General features: G+C 68.0%; 15 protein-coding genes and 1 pseudogene. 5 read left to right on the top strand and 11 right to left on the bottom strand.

Annotation, left to right across the window (positions count from 1 at the left end; translation table 11 throughout):
- Positions 1 to 35 precede the first annotated feature (35 nt).
- Positions 36 to 356 carry a ComEA family DNA-binding protein gene (locus IE075_RS06655; protein WP_189454457.1) on the top strand — a complete coding sequence of 107 codons (321 nt, stop codon included), beginning with the start codon at positions 36 to 38 and terminating at the stop codon, positions 354 to 356.
- Between the two features lie 193 nt (positions 357 to 549).
- Complete coding sequence (locus tag IE075_RS06650) at positions 550 to 1188, top strand: HutD/Ves family protein (protein ID WP_189454455.1); 639 nt, start codon at positions 550 to 552, stop codon at positions 1186 to 1188.
- A 41-nt stretch (positions 1189 to 1229) separates the two neighbouring features.
- Here IE075_RS06650 and IE075_RS06645 read toward each other — a convergent pair whose 3' ends face one another.
- The 11 genes from IE075_RS06645 to IE075_RS06595 form a co-directional block, all read right to left on the bottom strand.
- Positions 1230 to 1904 (bottom strand): PepSY-associated TM helix domain-containing protein, encoded by a 675-nt coding sequence (locus IE075_RS06645; protein ID WP_189454453.1) that lies wholly within the window; start codon positions 1902 to 1904, stop codon positions 1230 to 1232.
- A 34-nt stretch (positions 1905 to 1938) separates the two neighbouring features.
- Positions 1939 to 4083, bottom strand: coding sequence for a TonB-dependent receptor (locus IE075_RS06640; RefSeq protein WP_189454452.1), 2145 nt, complete (start codon positions 4081 to 4083; stop codon positions 1939 to 1941).
- A gap of 216 nt (positions 4084 to 4299) precedes the next feature.
- A complete protein-coding gene (locus IE075_RS06635; RefSeq protein ID WP_189454448.1) occupies positions 4300 to 4623 on the bottom strand; it encodes a non-heme iron oxygenase ferredoxin subunit in 324 nt (107 codons plus the stop codon).
- Between the two features lie 31 nt (positions 4624 to 4654).
- Entirely contained in the window at positions 4655 to 5203 is a 549-nt protein-coding gene (locus IE075_RS06630) for a GNAT family N-acetyltransferase (RefSeq protein WP_189454446.1), read from the bottom strand.
- Positions 5200 to 5490 (bottom strand): hypothetical protein, encoded by a 291-nt coding sequence (locus tag IE075_RS06625; RefSeq protein ID WP_189454444.1) that lies wholly within the window; start codon positions 5488 to 5490, stop codon positions 5200 to 5202. The genes IE075_RS06630 and IE075_RS06625 overlap by 4 nt, the downstream gene beginning before the upstream one ends.
- A gap of 22 nt (positions 5491 to 5512) precedes the next feature.
- Entirely contained in the window at positions 5513 to 6751 is a 1239-nt protein-coding gene (locus tag IE075_RS06620) for a cysteine desulfurase (RefSeq protein WP_189454869.1), read from the bottom strand.
- 29 nt (positions 6752 to 6780) lie between these two features.
- Entirely contained in the window at positions 6781 to 8076 is a 1296-nt protein-coding gene (sufD, locus tag IE075_RS06615; protein ID WP_189454442.1) for a Fe-S cluster assembly protein SufD, read from the bottom strand.
- Positions 8077 to 8116: 40 nt separating this feature from the next.
- Positions 8117 to 8881: a Fe-S cluster assembly ATPase SufC gene (gene sufC / locus IE075_RS06610; protein ID WP_189454441.1), complete on the bottom strand. Its 765-nt coding sequence runs from the start codon at positions 8879 to 8881 to the stop codon at positions 8117 to 8119.
- Positions 8875 to 9348 carry a GNAT family N-acetyltransferase gene (locus IE075_RS06605; protein WP_189454439.1) on the bottom strand — a complete coding sequence of 158 codons (474 nt, stop codon included), beginning with the start codon at positions 9346 to 9348 and terminating at the stop codon, positions 8875 to 8877. Before IE075_RS06605 ends, sufC begins: the two co-directional genes overlap by 7 nt.
- A complete protein-coding gene (sufB, locus tag IE075_RS06600) occupies positions 9348 to 10811 on the bottom strand; it encodes a Fe-S cluster assembly protein SufB (RefSeq protein ID WP_189454438.1) in 1464 nt (487 codons plus the stop codon). The genes IE075_RS06605 and sufB overlap by 1 nt, the downstream gene beginning before the upstream one ends.
- Before the next feature lie 14 nt (positions 10812 to 10825).
- Positions 10826 to 11281 carry an SUF system Fe-S cluster assembly regulator gene (locus IE075_RS06595; protein WP_189454435.1) on the bottom strand — a complete coding sequence of 152 codons (456 nt, stop codon included), beginning with the start codon at positions 11279 to 11281 and terminating at the stop codon, positions 10826 to 10828.
- A gap of 142 nt (positions 11282 to 11423) precedes the next feature.
- On the opposite strand from IE075_RS06595, the pseudogene IE075_RS06590 reads away from it, so the two are divergent.
- The 3 genes and pseudogenes from IE075_RS06590 to IE075_RS06580 all read left to right on the top strand — a co-directional run.
- Positions 11424 to 11888: pseudogene (locus tag IE075_RS06590) on the top strand (SET domain-containing protein); the annotation flags it as partial.
- Positions 11889 to 12268: 380 nt separating this feature from the next.
- Positions 12269 to 14530 (top strand): DUF5916 domain-containing protein, encoded by a 2262-nt coding sequence (locus IE075_RS06585; RefSeq protein WP_189454431.1) that lies wholly within the window; start codon positions 12269 to 12271, stop codon positions 14528 to 14530.
- Positions 14531 to 14589: 59 nt separating this feature from the next.
- Positions 14590 to 15597, top strand: a complete 1008-nt coding sequence (locus IE075_RS06580) for an LLM class flavin-dependent oxidoreductase (RefSeq protein WP_189454429.1) — start codon at positions 14590 to 14592, stop codon at positions 15595 to 15597.
- Positions 15598 to 15623 lie beyond the last annotated feature (26 nt).

The raw sequence follows: 15623 nt of genomic DNA, 5'->3' as shown, positions 1-15623 counted from the left end.
CGCACCGCCCACCTCAACGATCAGGGAAGAACGCCATGAAACTCGCCACGCTCATCCGCGCGCTCGTGCTTTCGCTGCTGCTGGTCGGCAGCGCCGTCGCCTCCGAGAAGGTCAACATCAACAGCGCCGACGTCGCGACGATCGACCGCGTGCTGCTCAACGTCGGCCCGACGAAGGCTGCGGCAATCGTCGCGCACCGCAAGGCGAACGGCCCGTTCAAAAGCGCCGAGCAGCTCGCGCTCGTGAAGGGCATCGGGCTCAAGACGATCGAGAAGAACCGCGATCGCATCGTCGTCGGTGCCGTCGCGCCGGTGCGCAAGCCGGCCGCCGCTGCGCAACGCACCGCAGGACGCTGATCTGCTGACAGGGGGAAGTGCGCCGCACGGATGCGGCGCGCAGGACCGTCCGGCATGGAACGCCGGGCTCCGGGCACGCCCGGGACATGGATGTGAACTGCCGGCGTCGCGTTGAAGGGAATCGACGCGGCGACGTGCAGGGGCGGTCACGCCGTCTTGGCTAGACTCGGCGCACCCCGCAGGACGCGCCGCCATGCTGACGACGACCGCCGCCACTTCGTTCGTTCTCCCGGCCCACGAGTACCGCCGCGTCCGCTGGCGCAACGGCCTGGGCTGGACGCGCGAGATCCTGCGCCGCCGGCTTGGCGACGATGCGCAAAGCCCCGGCAGTGCGAATCACGACGCTGACGACTGGGACTGGCGCCTGTCGATCGCGGAAATCGAACGCGATGCGCCGTTCTCGACGTTCGCCGGCATCGATCGTGAACTCGTGCTGCTCAGCGGAAACGGCCTGCGCCTGCGCTTCGAAGACGGCGAGTGCACCACGCTCGACCCGCCGCACGGCCGCGCGCGCTTCGCCGGCGAGCGGGCCGTGACGGGTGAACTCGTCGATGGCCTGACGCACGACTTCAACCTCATGTGGCGCCGCGACCGCGTCGAGGCGACGCTCTGGCATCGCCCGCTCGTCGGGCCGATGGTGATCTTTGCGGAGCCCGGCACGGCCTGGGCCGTGCATCTGTTCGCGGGCCAAGCGCAGTTTGCCGACGACTCCGGACTGCCGCCGCTCGCGGCCGGCGACACCGCCGTGCTGCAGGCCGGCGAGACGCGGCTGCGCCATGTGCTCGACGGCGGCGGTGAAGCGTTGCTGGTGAAGATTGCGCCGGTGGCTTAGCCAAGCCGACGAGCCCGGCCGCGTCGCACGCCCCCAACGCGTCAACCGAACGCGAGCACCAGTACCACTGCGATCACCGCGGTCGACAGCGCAAGCACGCTGCCGGCCATGTCGCGCGCCCCACGACCTCGCGCCCACATCCAGATGCCCGACAGGCCGAGCAGGATCATGCCGATTGCGAAGCTGTCGGCGAGCAGGCTCCACGCCCAGCCGCCGCCATAGCCCTTGTGCAGGCGGGTCAGCGCACCGAGCGGGCTGTAACGGGACTGTTTGACCTCGGCCGTCGCGTTGCCCGGCACGTACTCGAGCGACCACGACGAGCGCGCCGTGCCGCCCGATAACATCCACTTCGGCGGTTCCTGCACCGGCTTGCCCGCCAGTCTCGCTTCGCTGGGTTTGCCCTTGCGCACGACCTGCGCGTGCAGGTCGTGCGTGTCGGCGAGCCAGACTTTCAGCGCATCCGGCGTGGCCGACGCGGATGCAGGGATCGCCAGAGCCAGTCGTCCGCTGTCCTCGCTGGCGCCCTGCGGCCAGGCGTTCTCGCCGAACCGGTTGTTCATCACCAGCCCAGTGAAGCCGTACAGGATCGCCGCAATCGCCCCCCATGCGCCGACCCACAGGTGCAACTGGCGCACCCAGCGGTAGGCCGTTGCCCCCGTGCGGCGCGCAGGTGCACGAGCCGCTGCCACGGGGGCGGGACGGGCGGTGGCACTCATCCGGCTGCGCTGTTGGTGGACATGGGCGAATCGGTCAGAAGCTCAGGTTTACCCCGAGGTACACGCTGCGCGGGGCACCCGGCAGGATGTTGTCGTTCGTGTGCGCCGACGCGTAGTACGTCTTGTCGAACAGGTTCTCGACGTTGAGCTGCATCCGCACCGAATCGCTGAGCGTCAGATAGACCGCGGCGTCGACGCGCGTGAACGAAGGCAGCACGACGGTGTTGCTGGTCGTGGCGAAGACCTCGTCGCGGTACACCGCGCCCAGCGCGACGCCCCACATCGGGTTGATGTCGTAGCGGTTCCACAACGACGCGCTGTGGTGCGGCAGCTGGGCCAGCTGTCCGTCGACGATTGCGGCGGTCGGAGTGCCGGCATTGACCGTGCTCAGCGTGTAGCCCTCCTGGTACGCATAGCCGCCCATGACGGTCCACGCTTCAGTGACCCGACCGGCGATGCCGAGCTCGACGCCTTCCGTCTGCTGGCCGTCGATGAGCTGCGAATTGAGAGCGTTGGAGGGGCTGACTACGACCACGTTCGTGCGGTCGAGGCGGTACGCGGCGGCGGTCGCCGAAAGGTCGGGCCGAATGTCCCACTTCGCGCCGATCTCGAGATTCTTGAACTTTTCGGGTGCGAACGCCCGGTTGTCGAACGAGAGTCCGTTGAGCTGCTCGCCGGCGCGCGGCGTGTAGGCAACGCTGTAGCTGGCGTAGATCGAAACGGGCTCGGCCGGCTTGTAGATCAGGCCCACGCGCGGCGAGAACAGGTCGTCGCCGGTCTCAAGGCGCTGCCCCGTGTTGTTGTTTGCGCGGTTGTTGGTGTAGTCCAGCGCGAACCGGTCCCAGCGAGCACCGACGATGGCCTGCCACTGCGGCGAGAACTCGATCTGGTCCTGGATGTAAACCGAAGCGATATCGGCTGTGCCGGTGTTGTCGGGGCTGGTCGCGGCGGCGAAGGACACCGGTGAGATCCGACGCGGGTTTGCGACCGGCACGCAGTCGATGTTCGACACCGCGCGAGTCGGCGAACACGGGGACACGGCTGCCGGGAACACGCCGCTGACGCGAACGTTGTCGGTTTCCTGACGGCCGATCTCGGCGCCGACAAGCACCGTGTGGCGCACTGCGCCCTCGAATACCTTCACCAGGTCGGTCTGGTTGAAGAAGTTTTCGCGGTCCGTTCCGCTGTTGTAGGCCTGCAGTGCGAGGAACTGCCGGTCGGAAGTGACCGCACCCGGATACACGTTCTGATAGAACTTGTCGTAGCTCGCGATGCGCGTGGCATTGCGGAGCGTCATGCCGTTGCCGAACTCGTGTTCGACCGTCGCCGTGAACGCGTGCGACTCGAAGTCGCTGAAGCTCAGCTCCGGGTCGCCGAAGAACGTCTCGACATCGACGGCGAGCGGGCGCAGCTGGTAACTCGGCACGCCGCGGTCGGTGGTGCGGTCGTCGCGGAAGTACTCGTAGCCAAACGTCGCCGTCGTGTTCTCACCGAAGCGCATCGCGAACGTCGGGTTGATGCCGAAGCGCTCGATCTCCGCGTGGTCGCGGAACGTGTCGGAGTTTTCGTACAGCGCCACGACACGGAACGCAGCGGTGGGGCTGACCGGGCGGCCGAAATCGGCGACGCCGCGGCGGCGGCCGTGACTGCCGAACTGGAGTTCGAGCTCGTCGTGCGCCAGCCAGTTTGCCTGCTTGGTCACGCGGTTGATCACGCCGCCTGAGCCGCCACGGCCGAAGATCATCGAGTTCGCGCCCTTGAGCACCTCGATGTGCTCGACGTTGTAGAGGTCGCGCAGGTACTGGACGTCGTCGCGGATGCCGTCGACGAAGAAGTCGCTGGTGGACACGTTGCCGCGGAAAATCGGGGCATCGCGATGGCCTTCGCCCTGTGCCATGCCGACACCGGGCACGTAGCGCACCACGTCGGCCATGCTCGTCATCGCCTGATCGTCGATGAGGTCCTCGGTGATGATCGTCACCGCCTGCGGGACGTCGCGCAGCGGCGTCGTCGTCTTGGTGGCCGTGCGGGTGGCATCGACGTTGTAGCCCTGGGCCTGCCCGTAAACGCGGACGGCATCGAGGTCGGTCGCGGCAGCGGCGGGCTCGGCGAGCGCCGGCAGGCTGAGGGCGAGCAGCAGAGCACCGGCGAGCGGGCTGAGCGAAGGCGTGCGAAGCATGGAATCCCTTCAAAACGAACAAGGCAGCGGTTGCTGCGGCGCGCGCATCGTAATGATAGGGATTCGCATTTGCAACGAAATATTAAAGATTTGCTGCAGCCCGCGGGTCCGCTGACGGATTTCATGAGGTCCGCGTCGTCGCACAGCGCATCGAGGCGCGGCATCGCCAGCCGAAAAAGTGGCGTAAATGCAGTTTAGCGCGGCTATCGCACGTGATCAGCCGCGATCGTCGCGGGTCCACACCGCGCCGCTCTCGACCTTGACCGGGAACTTCGGAACAGGCGCATAGGCCGGCGCACACAGCGCGCGTCCGTCGCGTACGTCGAACTTTGCGCCGTGCAGCGTGCATTCGATCGTGGCGTTTTCGCCGTCGAACGCGCCGGCCGAGAGCTCGAAATCCTGGTGCGAGCACTTGTCTTCGAGCGCGTAGAAGTCGCCGCCGACGTTGCAAACGAGGATCGGCGTGTCGCCGTCCCAGGCCACAGTGCTCTCGCCGGGAAGCAGCTCGGAGGTCGCGCAGACGCGCACCCAGTCATTCATGGGATCACCTGGTCCGGGTGGGGCGTGCGTGTCATACAAGCGGCTTTTCAAGGATCTCGAAGCGCAGGTCGTCGCGGCGCGGGATGCCAAAGCGCTCGTCACCGTACGGAAACGGTTTGACGATGCCGGTTCGGCGGTAGCCGCGGCGCTCGTAGAACGCGATGAGCTCCTCGCGCACGTCGATGACGGTCATGCGCATCACCGGCAGGCTCCAGTGCTCACGCACGAAGCGCTCGGCGTGTTCGAGCAGCCGCTTGCCGACGCCGCTGCCCTGCAGCGTGGGGCGCACCGAGAACATGCCGAAGTAGCCGGCCCCGTCTTCCTCGGCAACATGCGCGCAGGCCACGAGATCGCGGGTGCCGTCTGCGGCGTCCTGCTCGGCCACCAGGACCGCGCTGCGTGTGCGGTCGATGCATGCGTTGACATCGTCCGGACCGGTGCGACGCCCGTCCAGCAGGTCCGCCTCCGTGGTCCAGCCGGCGCGGCTGACTTCGCCGCGGTAGGCGGACTCGACGAGTGCGACGAGCGCATCCACATCACCTGGCGTGGCGCGGCGAAAGCTGAGGGCGGATTCGGTCATGTGCTGAGCAGGTACAGGTAATAACGAAGTTGGGGCCACATCAGCGCGATCAGCGCGAACGCGAGGAGCGGCAGCATCACCCAAACAATGATGCGTTGGCCTCGGCCGGCTCGGTCCTGCAGCGCTTCGGCACGGTCGTGGATGCGCTCGACCCGCTCAAGATTCGCGCGTTGGAGTGCAAACAGCTCGCGCTGCTCATCAAGCGCCCGGGTCTGAAGCGCCAGTTGTTCGCGCTGCTGGTCGCGGACCTGCCGCAACAGGTCTACCAGTTCGGTGTCTTGGCCCATCGCCGCCCCCCGGGTGGAGCGATCAGGCTAGCAGCATGCGCACCTTGCGCAAGGCGGCCACGAACGCGTCGACTTCCTCGTGCGTGTTGTAGAACGCAAACGAAGCGCGGCACGTGGCCGCGACGCCAAGCTTCTGCATCAGCGGGTGCGCGCAGTGCTGGCCCGAGCGGATCGCGACGCCTTCGAGATCGAGCAGCGTGGCGAGGTCGTGCGCGTGCGCGCCTTCGACCAGGAAGCTCACGACGGCCGCCTTCTCCGGCGCCGCACCGAAGATGCGCAGGCCTTCGACCTGCGACAGCGCTTCGGTTGCGTGCTCGAGCAGTTCCTTCTCGCGCGCCTCGACGTGGTCCATGCCCAGGCCGCCGAGGTAGTCGACCGCTGCACCGAGCCCGACAAAACCTGCGATGTTCGGGGTGCCGGCTTCGAACCGGTGTGGGGCGTCGTTGTAGACCGTGCCGTCGAAGCGCACTTCCTTGATCATCTCGCCGCCGCCGAGGAACGGCGGCATCGAGGCAAGCAGATCGCGCCGCGCCCAGAGCACGCCTGTGCCCGTCGGGCCGGCCATCTTGTGGCCGGTGATCGCGTAGAAGTCGCAACCGATCGACGCCACGTCGAGCGTGCGGTGCGGCGCCGCCTGGGAGCCGTCGATGACGGTGACGATGCCGCGCTTGCGCGCCTCGCGGCAGATCTCGCGCACCGGGTTCACCGTGCCAAGCACGTTCGACACGTGCGTCATCGCGAGCACCCGCACCTCGGGCGTGAGCAGCGCGTACAGCGCGTCGAGGTCGAGCTCGCCGCTGTCGGTGAGCTCGGCGACCTTGATCGTCGCGCCCGTGCGCTGCGCGACGATCTGCCAGGGCACGATGTTTGCGTGGTGCTCCATGCGCGTGAGCACGATCGCGTCGCCGGCCTTGAGCTGCGGCAGTGCCCAACTGTAGGCGACGAGGTTCAGCGCAAACGTCGTGCCGCTGCACAGCACGAGCTCATCGGCCCGCACATTGAGGAACGCGGCAAGCTTGCGACGCGCGCCTTCGTACGCATCGGTCGCCTCCGTGCCAAGCACGTGCACGGCGCGGCTCACGTTCGCGTTGTGCCGACGGTAGAAATCGTCGACCGCCTCGATGACCGACGCCGGCTTCTGCCCGGTGTTCGCCGAATCGAGGTAGATCAGCGGCTTGCCGTTCACCTCGCGCGTGAGCAGCGGGAAGTCGGTGCGCACCGCGGCCCAGTCCGGCGCCGCGGCGGGCGCGGGCGAGGGCATCGGCCGGGAGACGTGCGGGTGGTTGCGGGTCACAGGGCCCCCAGTCGGGCGAGCGCCGCGTCGAGGCGCGTGCCGAGCAGGTCGCGCACGGCGTCGTCTCCGATCACCGTCAGCGTCTCGCGGCAGAACGCCGCCGTCAGCAGCGCGCGTGCGCGCTCGAGCGGCAGCCCGCGCGAGCGCAGGTAGAACAGCGCGGTCGGGTCGAGCTGGCCGACGGTTGCGCCGTGCGCCGCCTGCACTTCGTCGGCGTGGATCTCGAGCACGGGCTGCGTGTCGATCTCGGCGCTTTCGCTGAGCAGGAGGTTCTTGTTCGACAGCGACGCGAGCGTGCCGTCGGCGCCTTCGCGGATCAGGATGCCGCCGTGGAAGACGGCGCGCCCGCGGTCGGCACCGAGGCCGCGCCAGATGAGCTCGCAGCCGCTGTCGCGGCCGACGTGATCGATACCAAGGCGCGTGTCGAGGTGGCGCCGGCCCGTCGCGAGCAGCACGCCGTTCGCGTGCACGTGCGAACCCGCGCCGTGCAGCGCGGCGTTGAGTTCGTGCCGCGAGAGGCCCGCACCGAGTTCGAGATCGAGCCGGCGATACCGTGCGTCGCGCGCGAGCACGGCGTCGGTGCGCGTCAACAACGTCGCGCCTTCGGCCTCGTCCTGCATGCGTGCGTGCGTGAGGTGCGCACCGGCTGCCAGGTGCACATGCGTCAGCGTGTTCGACAGGTGCCGGTGCGCCCCGGTTGCCAGCTGGTGCTCGACGACGGTGAGGGACGCCCCTTCGCGCAGTTCGATGAGGTTGCGCACGTGCCAAGCCTGCTCGGCCTCGGCGGACGCACCAAGGAACACAAGGTGCACCGGAACGTTCGACTCGGCGTCCGCGTCGGCACGCAGCACCGCCCCCTCGTCGGCGAGCGCCGCGTTGAGCCTTGCGAAGACCTCGTCGGTGCGATCGAAGCGGCGCGCGAGGAACGAGGCGTCGCGCGGTTCGCCGTCGCGCAGCAGCGCCGACAGCGGCTGCAGCGACACGCCTGCCGGAAGGCCCGTCAGGTCGGACACGCGCGCGTTGAAGCGGCCGTTCACGAAGACGAGTCTCGGGGCGGGGATGCCTACGAGCGCCGCGTCGTCGAATGCGGGGACGTCGAGCTGCGCCGGAGCGAAGACACGACGCTCAAGTGCGCGCAGCGGGGTGTAGCGCCAGGCCTCGGTGCGCGAGTGCGGCAGCCCGTCGCGCAGCGCTGCGTCGAGCGCAGCGCGACGATCGACGCCGAGCCCCGCAGCGTCACGTGCCGGCAGCGCCTCGAAGGTCTCGGCAAAGCGGTCGAGCAGCGCGCTCATCGACGGACTCCGCGGGCGCGATTTGAAAACAGCGATGGCATCAGGCGTGCGCCTCCGGCGCGATGCGTTCCTTGATCCACGCATAGCCCTGCTGCTCGAGCTGCAGCGCGAGTTCAGGCCCGCCGCTCTCGACGATGCGTCCGTCCGCGAGCACGTGCACGACGTCCGGGCGGATGTAGTCGAGCAGGCGCTGGTAGTGCGTGATCACGAGGAACGCACGGTCCGGCGAGCGCAGCGTATTGACGCCTTCCGCCACGGCCTTGAGTGCATCGATGTCGAGGCCTGAATCGGTCTCGTCGAGGATGGCGAGCTTCGGCTCGAGCAGCGCGAGCTGGAAGATCTCGTTGCGCTTCTTCTCGCCGCCCGAGAAGCCCTCGTTGACCGCGCGATGAAGCAACTCGTCCTTCAGGTGCAGCACGGCGAGCTTTTCGCGAACGCGCTTGAGGAACTGCATCGAGTCGAGTTCTTCCTCGCCGCGCGCCTTGCGCTGCGCGTTGAGCGCCGAGCGCAGGAAGTAGGTGTTGTTCACGCCCGGGATTTCGACCGGGTACTGGAACGCGAGGAACACGCCGGCCGCAGCGCGCTCCTCGGGCTCGAGCTCGAGCAGGTTGCGGCCCTCGAACGTCACCGAGCCTTCGACGACCTCGTAGCCCTCGCGGCCGGCCAGGATGTTGCCGAGCGTGGACTTGCCGGCGCCGTTCGGGCCCATGATCGCGTGCACCTGGCCCGGCTGCAGCTCGAGCGACAGGCCCTTGAGGATGTCCTTGCCGGCGACGCGGGCGTGCAGGTTTTCGATCTTCAGCATGATGCGGTCTCAAGAGAAATGGGGGCGGCCATCGACGGGTGCGACAGCCTGAAAATCACGTCGCCGCGCGGGCTCATCTCGCCGCGCCGCCAGCCGGCGTCGCGGTAGAAACGGTCGGCGCGGGTGTCGGGCGTGGTGCCCAGTTCGATCGTGTCGACGCCGCGCGCGAACAGCCACGCGGTCGCGGCATCGAGCAGGGCGCGGCCGATGCCGCGACCCTCGCAGGCCGGGTCGACGAACAGCGCCCAAATGTCGCGCTGGTCCAGCCGCGCGGTGGAGAAGCCGACGACGCGGCCGTCGAGCTCGGCCACCCACGTGCAGGCCGCGCCCGCTGCAGCCAGGCAGCCGCGGTAGACCTCGGCCGTGAGCCACGAAGGGTTCGACAGGACGTTCTCGCGCACGGCAAGCCGGATCGCGTGCATCGGCGCGATGTCGTCTTCCACGGCTTCGCGGACGCGCAGGTCCATCAGCCGACCGAGCCTTCCAGCGAAACGTCGAGCAGCTTCTTCGCCTCGACCGCGAACTCCATCGGCAGCTCGCGGAACACGCTCTTGCAGAAGCCGTCCACGATCAGCGACACCGCGTCTTCCTGCGAAATACCGCGTGACCGGCAGTAGAAGAGCTGGTCATCGCTGATCTTCGACGTGGTCGCCTCGTGCTCGACGGTCGCGGTCGGGTGCTTGACCTCGATGTACGGGAACGTGTGCGCGCCGCACTTCTTCCCGATCAGCAGGGAGTCGCATTGGGTGTGGTTGCGCGCGCCCTCGGCCGACTTCTCGACCTTGACGAGGCCGCGGTAGGTGTTCTGTCCCCGACCGGCGCTGATGCCCTTGCTCACGATCTTGCTCTTCGTGCGCTTGCCGATGTGGATCATCTTCGTGCCGGTGTCGGCCTGCTGGCGGTGGTGCGTGAGCGCAACCGAGTGGAACTCGCCGGTCGAGTCGTCGCCGATCAGCACGCAGCTCGGGTACTTCCAGGTGATCGCCGAGCCGGTCTCGACCTGGGTCCAGGTCACCTTGCTCTTCGCGCCACGGCACTCGGCGCGCTTGGTCACGAAGTTGTAGATGCCGCCGCGGCCTTCCTCGTCGCCGGGGTACCAGTTCTGCACGGTCGAATACTTGATCTCGGCGTTCTCGAGCGCGACGAGCTCGACGACAGCCGCGTGCAGCTGGTTCTCGTCGCGCATCGGCGCGGTGCAGCCTTCGAGGTAGCTCACGTACGCATTGTCCTCGCAGACGATCAGCGTGCGCTCGAACTGACCGGTGTTGACGGCGTTGATGCGGAAGTAGGTGGACAGCTCCATGGGGCAACGCACGCCCTTAGGGATGAACACGAAGCTGCCGTCCGAGAACACCGCCGAGTTCAGCGCGGCAAAGTAGTTGTCGCCCGGCGCGACGACGGTGCCGAGGTACTGGCGCACGAGCTCGGGGTGATCCTGGATCGCCTCGGACATCGACATGAAGATCACGCCTTTCTCGGCGAGCTCCTTGCGGAACGTCGTGCCGACCGAGACCGAATCGAACACCGCGTCGACCGCAACACCCGCGAGCTTGGCGCGCTCGTGCAGCGGCACGCCGAGCTTCTCGTACGTGTCGAGCAGCTCCTGCGGCACGTCATCGAGCGAGGCGTACTTCGGGCCCTTCGGCGCGCTGTAGTAGCTCAGCGCCTGGTAGTCGATCGGCGTGAGATTGAGCTTCGCCCAGTCGGGTGAGGGCAGCGTCAGCCAGTGTCGGTACGCCTCGAGGCGCCACTGGGTCATCCACTCGGGCTCGCCCTTCTTCTGGGAGATCGCACGGACGATGTCCTCGCTCAGCCCGACGGGCAGCGATTCGGATTCGATATCCGTGACGAAGCCGGCCTCGTAACGACGGCCGAGCTGCTCGTGGATCTCGCGGTTGGTGGTGGGGGTGTCGATCGCGTCGGTGGCCATGGGCTGCCTGTCGTTCAGACCGGTTCCAGGCGCACGTCGATGCGCCGGACCCGCTTTGATGGGGGCGGTGGGGGTTCGAGCATCTGCGCGAGCGTTACGCTGCGCAGTGCGTCGACCACCACGTCGTTGATGCGGCGCCAGTTCGCGCGTACGCCGCAGGAATGCTCGATGCCGCACGAACCGTCGTGCACGCTGCACTCGGTGATCGCCAGCGGGCCCTCCATCGCCTCGACGATCTCGATCAGGCCGATCTGCGCCGGCGGCCGTGCAAGCCGGTAGCCGCCGTTCGCGCCGCGAAAGCCTTCTACGAGCCCCGCCTGTGCCAGCGGCTTGAGCAGCTTGCTCACCGTCGGCGTTTCCAGGCCTGCCCGCTCCGCGAGTTCCGAGGCGCTGAGCACGGCCTCGGGCCGGGCGGCGAGCACGGTGAGCACGACGGTGGCGTAGTCGGTGAGCTTGGTGACGCGGAGCATGTGAGCGGCACTTCGAATCAGTACCGGAATTGTACGTTTTAACGGCCGTCCGGCCAAGCACAGCGGCGGATTTCACACCGTATGGATAGCCGCGGCTCAGGCACGCGGGCAGAATGCCGGCTCGACCATTGGGACCCGCCGCATGCCTCGCAAGATCGTCGCCCGTCGCTCGGCCATCCATGGCAATGGCGTGTTCGCCCTCATTCCGATCGCGAAAGGCGAGCGCATCCTTGAATACAAGGGCCTGCTGCGCACGCACGAGGACGTCGACGCCGGCGACAGCGGTGCCGCGGAGTCCGGCCACACGTTCCTGTTCACGCTCAACGACGAGTACGTGATCGACGGCAACTTCGGCGGCAACATCGGGCGCTGGATCAACCACAGCTGCAAACCCAATTGCCAAGCCGTGCTTGAAGAGCACGGCGGCGACGACCGTCGCAAGGACCGTGTGTTCATCGAGGCGATCCGCGCGATCAAGCCGGGCGACGAGCTGTACTACAACTACGGGATCACGCTCGGCGAGGCGCATACGCCGCGCATGAAGAAGATCTGGGCCTGCCGCTGCGGCGCGAAGAATTGCACCGGCACGATGCTGCAGCCCAAGCGCAAGCCGAAGGTCGCGAAGGCGGTGAAGGCCGCGAAGAAAACCGCGGGGACGTCGACCCGGAAGGCCGCAAAGAAGGTCGCGAAGAAGACCTCCAAGAAGACCGCCGGTAAATCGGCCGGCAAGGCCACGAAGAAGACCGCCAGGAAAGCCGCGCCCGCGCGCGCCTGACCCCCGCGGCCGCGTCGACGTGGCCGCTACGACCGTGAATGCCGAGAGCGCCGTGTGTGTGACGGCGCTCGCCCAACGGCCCGATCGGGCACAGCCACGCATGACTTCTGACAGTCGGTGTCGCGCGGCCGCGCCGTTAGCCTGACGCCGCCCCGATCGACGGCCTGTCGCGCACCGCGCGCGACCCCGCGGCCGTCCTGTAAGAGACCGACATGCGCACCCCGCTTACCCTTGCCATCCTCGCCGCGCTCGCGGCGCCCGCCGCGTCCGCGGTCGAGATCGACGGCCGCATCGACCCGGCTGAATGGGCAGGCGCGCGGCACATCACCGACTTCCGCCTCACCCAGCCCTTGTCACGCGAGCCGGCGCCGCAGAAGACGGAGGCGTGGATCCTCGCGACGGAAGACGGTCTCGCCGTCGCGTTCCGCAACCTGCAGGACGCCAGCGTGCCGCGCACACGCCAGCGCACCCAGCGCGACGAGGGCGGCCCGGTCGACCGCGTGAACCTGTTCGTCGACTTCAACGGCGACGGCCGCACCGGCTACAACTTCATGGTCACGCTGTCCGACAGCATCGAGGACGCGACCATCACCAACGAAAACCAGTTCAGCAACGACTGGGACGGCGATTGGCTGCATGCCACGAGCGAGGACGAGGCAGGCTGGTCGGCCGAACTTCTGATCCCGTGGCACACGGCGCCGATGCAGAAGGCCGTGGGCGACGTGCGCACGATCGGCATCCAGCTCGATCGCGTGCTCGGCGCGACCGGCGAGCGCGCGGCATGGCCCGCCGTCATCTACACCGAGTCGCGCTACCTCACGCGCTTCGAGCGCATCGAAATCCCCGCCTTCAGCCAGGCGCTGCTCGCGGTCACGCCGTACGTGGTGGGCGTGCAGGACCTTGTCGGCCACCGGGCCGACTTCGACGCCGGCGGTGACGTGTTCTGGAAGCCGAGCGGCCAGTTCCAGCTCAGTGCGACGGTCAACCCGGATTTCGGCCAAGTCGAGAGTGACCAGCTGGTCGTGAACTTCGGCGCGGTCGAGACGTTCTTCAGCGACAAGCGCCCGTTCTTCACGGAAAACCAGAGCTTTTTCGATGTGCCGTTCGGCTCGTTGAACAACGCGAACCGCCTCATCTACACGCGCCGCGTGGGCGGCCCCGAGGACGACCGCGACGGCTCGGGCGACGTGAGCGCGGCGCTCAAGGTCAATGGCAGCGCCGCGGGCTTCAACTACGGCGTCTTCGCCGCGGACGAAGGCGGCGACGACGGGCGCCAGTTCTACGCGACGCGCGCGACGCGCGAATTCGGGGCGCAGGGCGTCGGCGCCACGGTGACCCACGTGGACCGGCCCTTCCTCGACCGTCAGGCGACGGTGTACGAAGTCGATCATCGCTGGTCGAACGCACGGTGGAACGTCCGCACGGTCGCCGTCGGCTCGTCGATCGAGCAGGGCGGCCGCCGTGTGGACGACACCGGCGCGCAGGTGCGCATCGACCACAATTTCGCTCCGAACTGGCGTCAGCAGCTGTACGCGGTGCACCTGGGCGATGCGCTGCAGCTCAACGACTTCGGTTACCTCGAACGCAACAATTTCAATTACGCACGCTACGAGATCGCACGGCGATTCACGTCGCTGCCCGCCGAGTCGGTCTTCAACTCCCACGAGGTGCGCGCCGCCGTGTCGCGGCGTGTGAACGACGACGGGCTGCACATCGGCGATGCCTGGGCCGTCAATCGCATCAGCGAGCGCAAGGATGGCGGCAACCAGCTCACGGAGATCGCCGGCTGGACCAACGGCCATGACGATCTGATCCTGCGCGGCAACGGCATCGTCAAGATGCCGGCCAAGCTGTTCCTGTTCACCGAGCGCTTTCGCCCGCGGCAGGGCCGCTGGGGCTGGTACGCGAATGCGCGATACACGGCTGACGGGCTTGGCGGTCCGGACGAAGGTGCGGTCACCGTGTATTTCGAGCCGACGTACCACGTCAGCGATTCGCTGAGCTTCACCGCGGGTCTCGAAGCGCGTCGGAACCCCGATTGGCTGCTGTGGCGTCCAGACAACGATCCCGCCACGCGCGATAACCGCTTGGCCACGTTCGAGGCCGATCAGTTCGCGCTCAACGTCGGTGCCACGTGGCTGATCGACAACAAACAGGAGCTGCGCGTGCGGCTCGAAACGATCGGTCTGGATGCGCGGGTCGAGCAGGTCTGGCGCACGGCCGCGGACGGCACGCCGCTGGCGGTCGACGAGCCGGTTGCGGATTTCGGGCTGCGCAACATGGGCTTCCAGGTGCGCTACCGCTACGAGCTCGCACCGCTGTCGCACCTGTACGTCGCATACGTGCGCGGCGGTGCGTTCTACGACGAGGCGATCGGCCGGCCGTTCGACGCGCGCGACGAGTTCACCGATGCGTTCGACCTGCGCGACAGCGAGCAGCTGCTCGTGAAGCTCTCGTACCGCTTCGAGATCTGACGACACGGCATGCAGGCGGGCGGGTCCACGATGGTGGCCCGCCTTGTCCGCCCTACGCCATGCTCCCGCTCTCGATCCTCGACCTCGCTCCGATCACCGAAGGCTGCGACGCCCGACAGGCGTTCGCGAACATGCTCGACCTCGCCCGCAAAGCCGAGTCACTCGGCTACCGGCGCTACTGGTTGGCCGAGCACCACAACATGCCCGGCATCGCCAGCGCGGCGACGGCGGTGCTGATCGGCCACGTGGCGGGCGGAACCTCGCGCATTCGCGTCGGCGCCGGCGGCGTGATGCTGCCGAACCACGCGCCGCTGCAGGTGGCCGAGCAGTTCGGCACGCTCGCGTCGCTGCATCCGGGTCGCATTGATCTGGGCCTCGGCCGTGCCCCGGGCACCGACGTCGCCGCCACGCGTGCGTTGCGCCGTTACTACGCCGGCGCGGACGAGTTCCCGGCCGATGTCGTCGAACTGCTCGGTTACTTCGAGCCCGCGCAGCCGGGCCAGCCGGTCCAGGCCGTGCCGGGCGCAGGCGTCGACGTCGAGGCATGGGTCCTGGGTTCGAGCCTGTTCGGGGCAGCCCTCGCGGCGCGACTCGGTTTGCCATACGCGTTCGCCTCGCATTTCGCACCCGATGCGCTGGTGGAGGCGGTCGCGCTGTACCGACGTGATTTCCGCCCGTCCAAGCGACTGGCCGCGCCGCACGTGATGCTCGCGCTCAACGTCGTGTGCGCGGAGACCGACGCCGAGGCACGCCGGCTGTTCACCACCCAGCAGCAGGCGTTCGTGAACCTGCGCCGGGGTCGGCCGGGACTCGTGCCACCGCCGCTCGAATCGGCCGAGGCGCTCGATGCGTTCTGCAACCCGGTCGAGCGTATGGGCATCGACCGCGCGCTCGCGTGCGCCGCGGTGGGTTCGCCTGCGACCGTGGCCGCGTCGGTCGGGCGGTTCGTTGCGCAGCACCGACCGGACGAGCTGCTGCTCACCGCGAACATCTTCGACCACGCCCGGCGTATCGAATCGTTCCGGCTTGTGATGGAAGCGCTGCGCAAGGACCGCGGGACGGCCTGAAGGGCCGCATCGATACGCTGCCGGAG

Source organism: Cognatilysobacter bugurensis, from assembly GCF_014652095.1.
Taxonomy (GTDB): Bacteria; Pseudomonadota; Gammaproteobacteria; order Xanthomonadales; family Xanthomonadaceae; genus Cognatilysobacter; species Cognatilysobacter bugurensis.
Note: the sequence above shows the minus strand (reverse complement) of the source record. Positions and strands in the feature narration are given on the sequence as shown.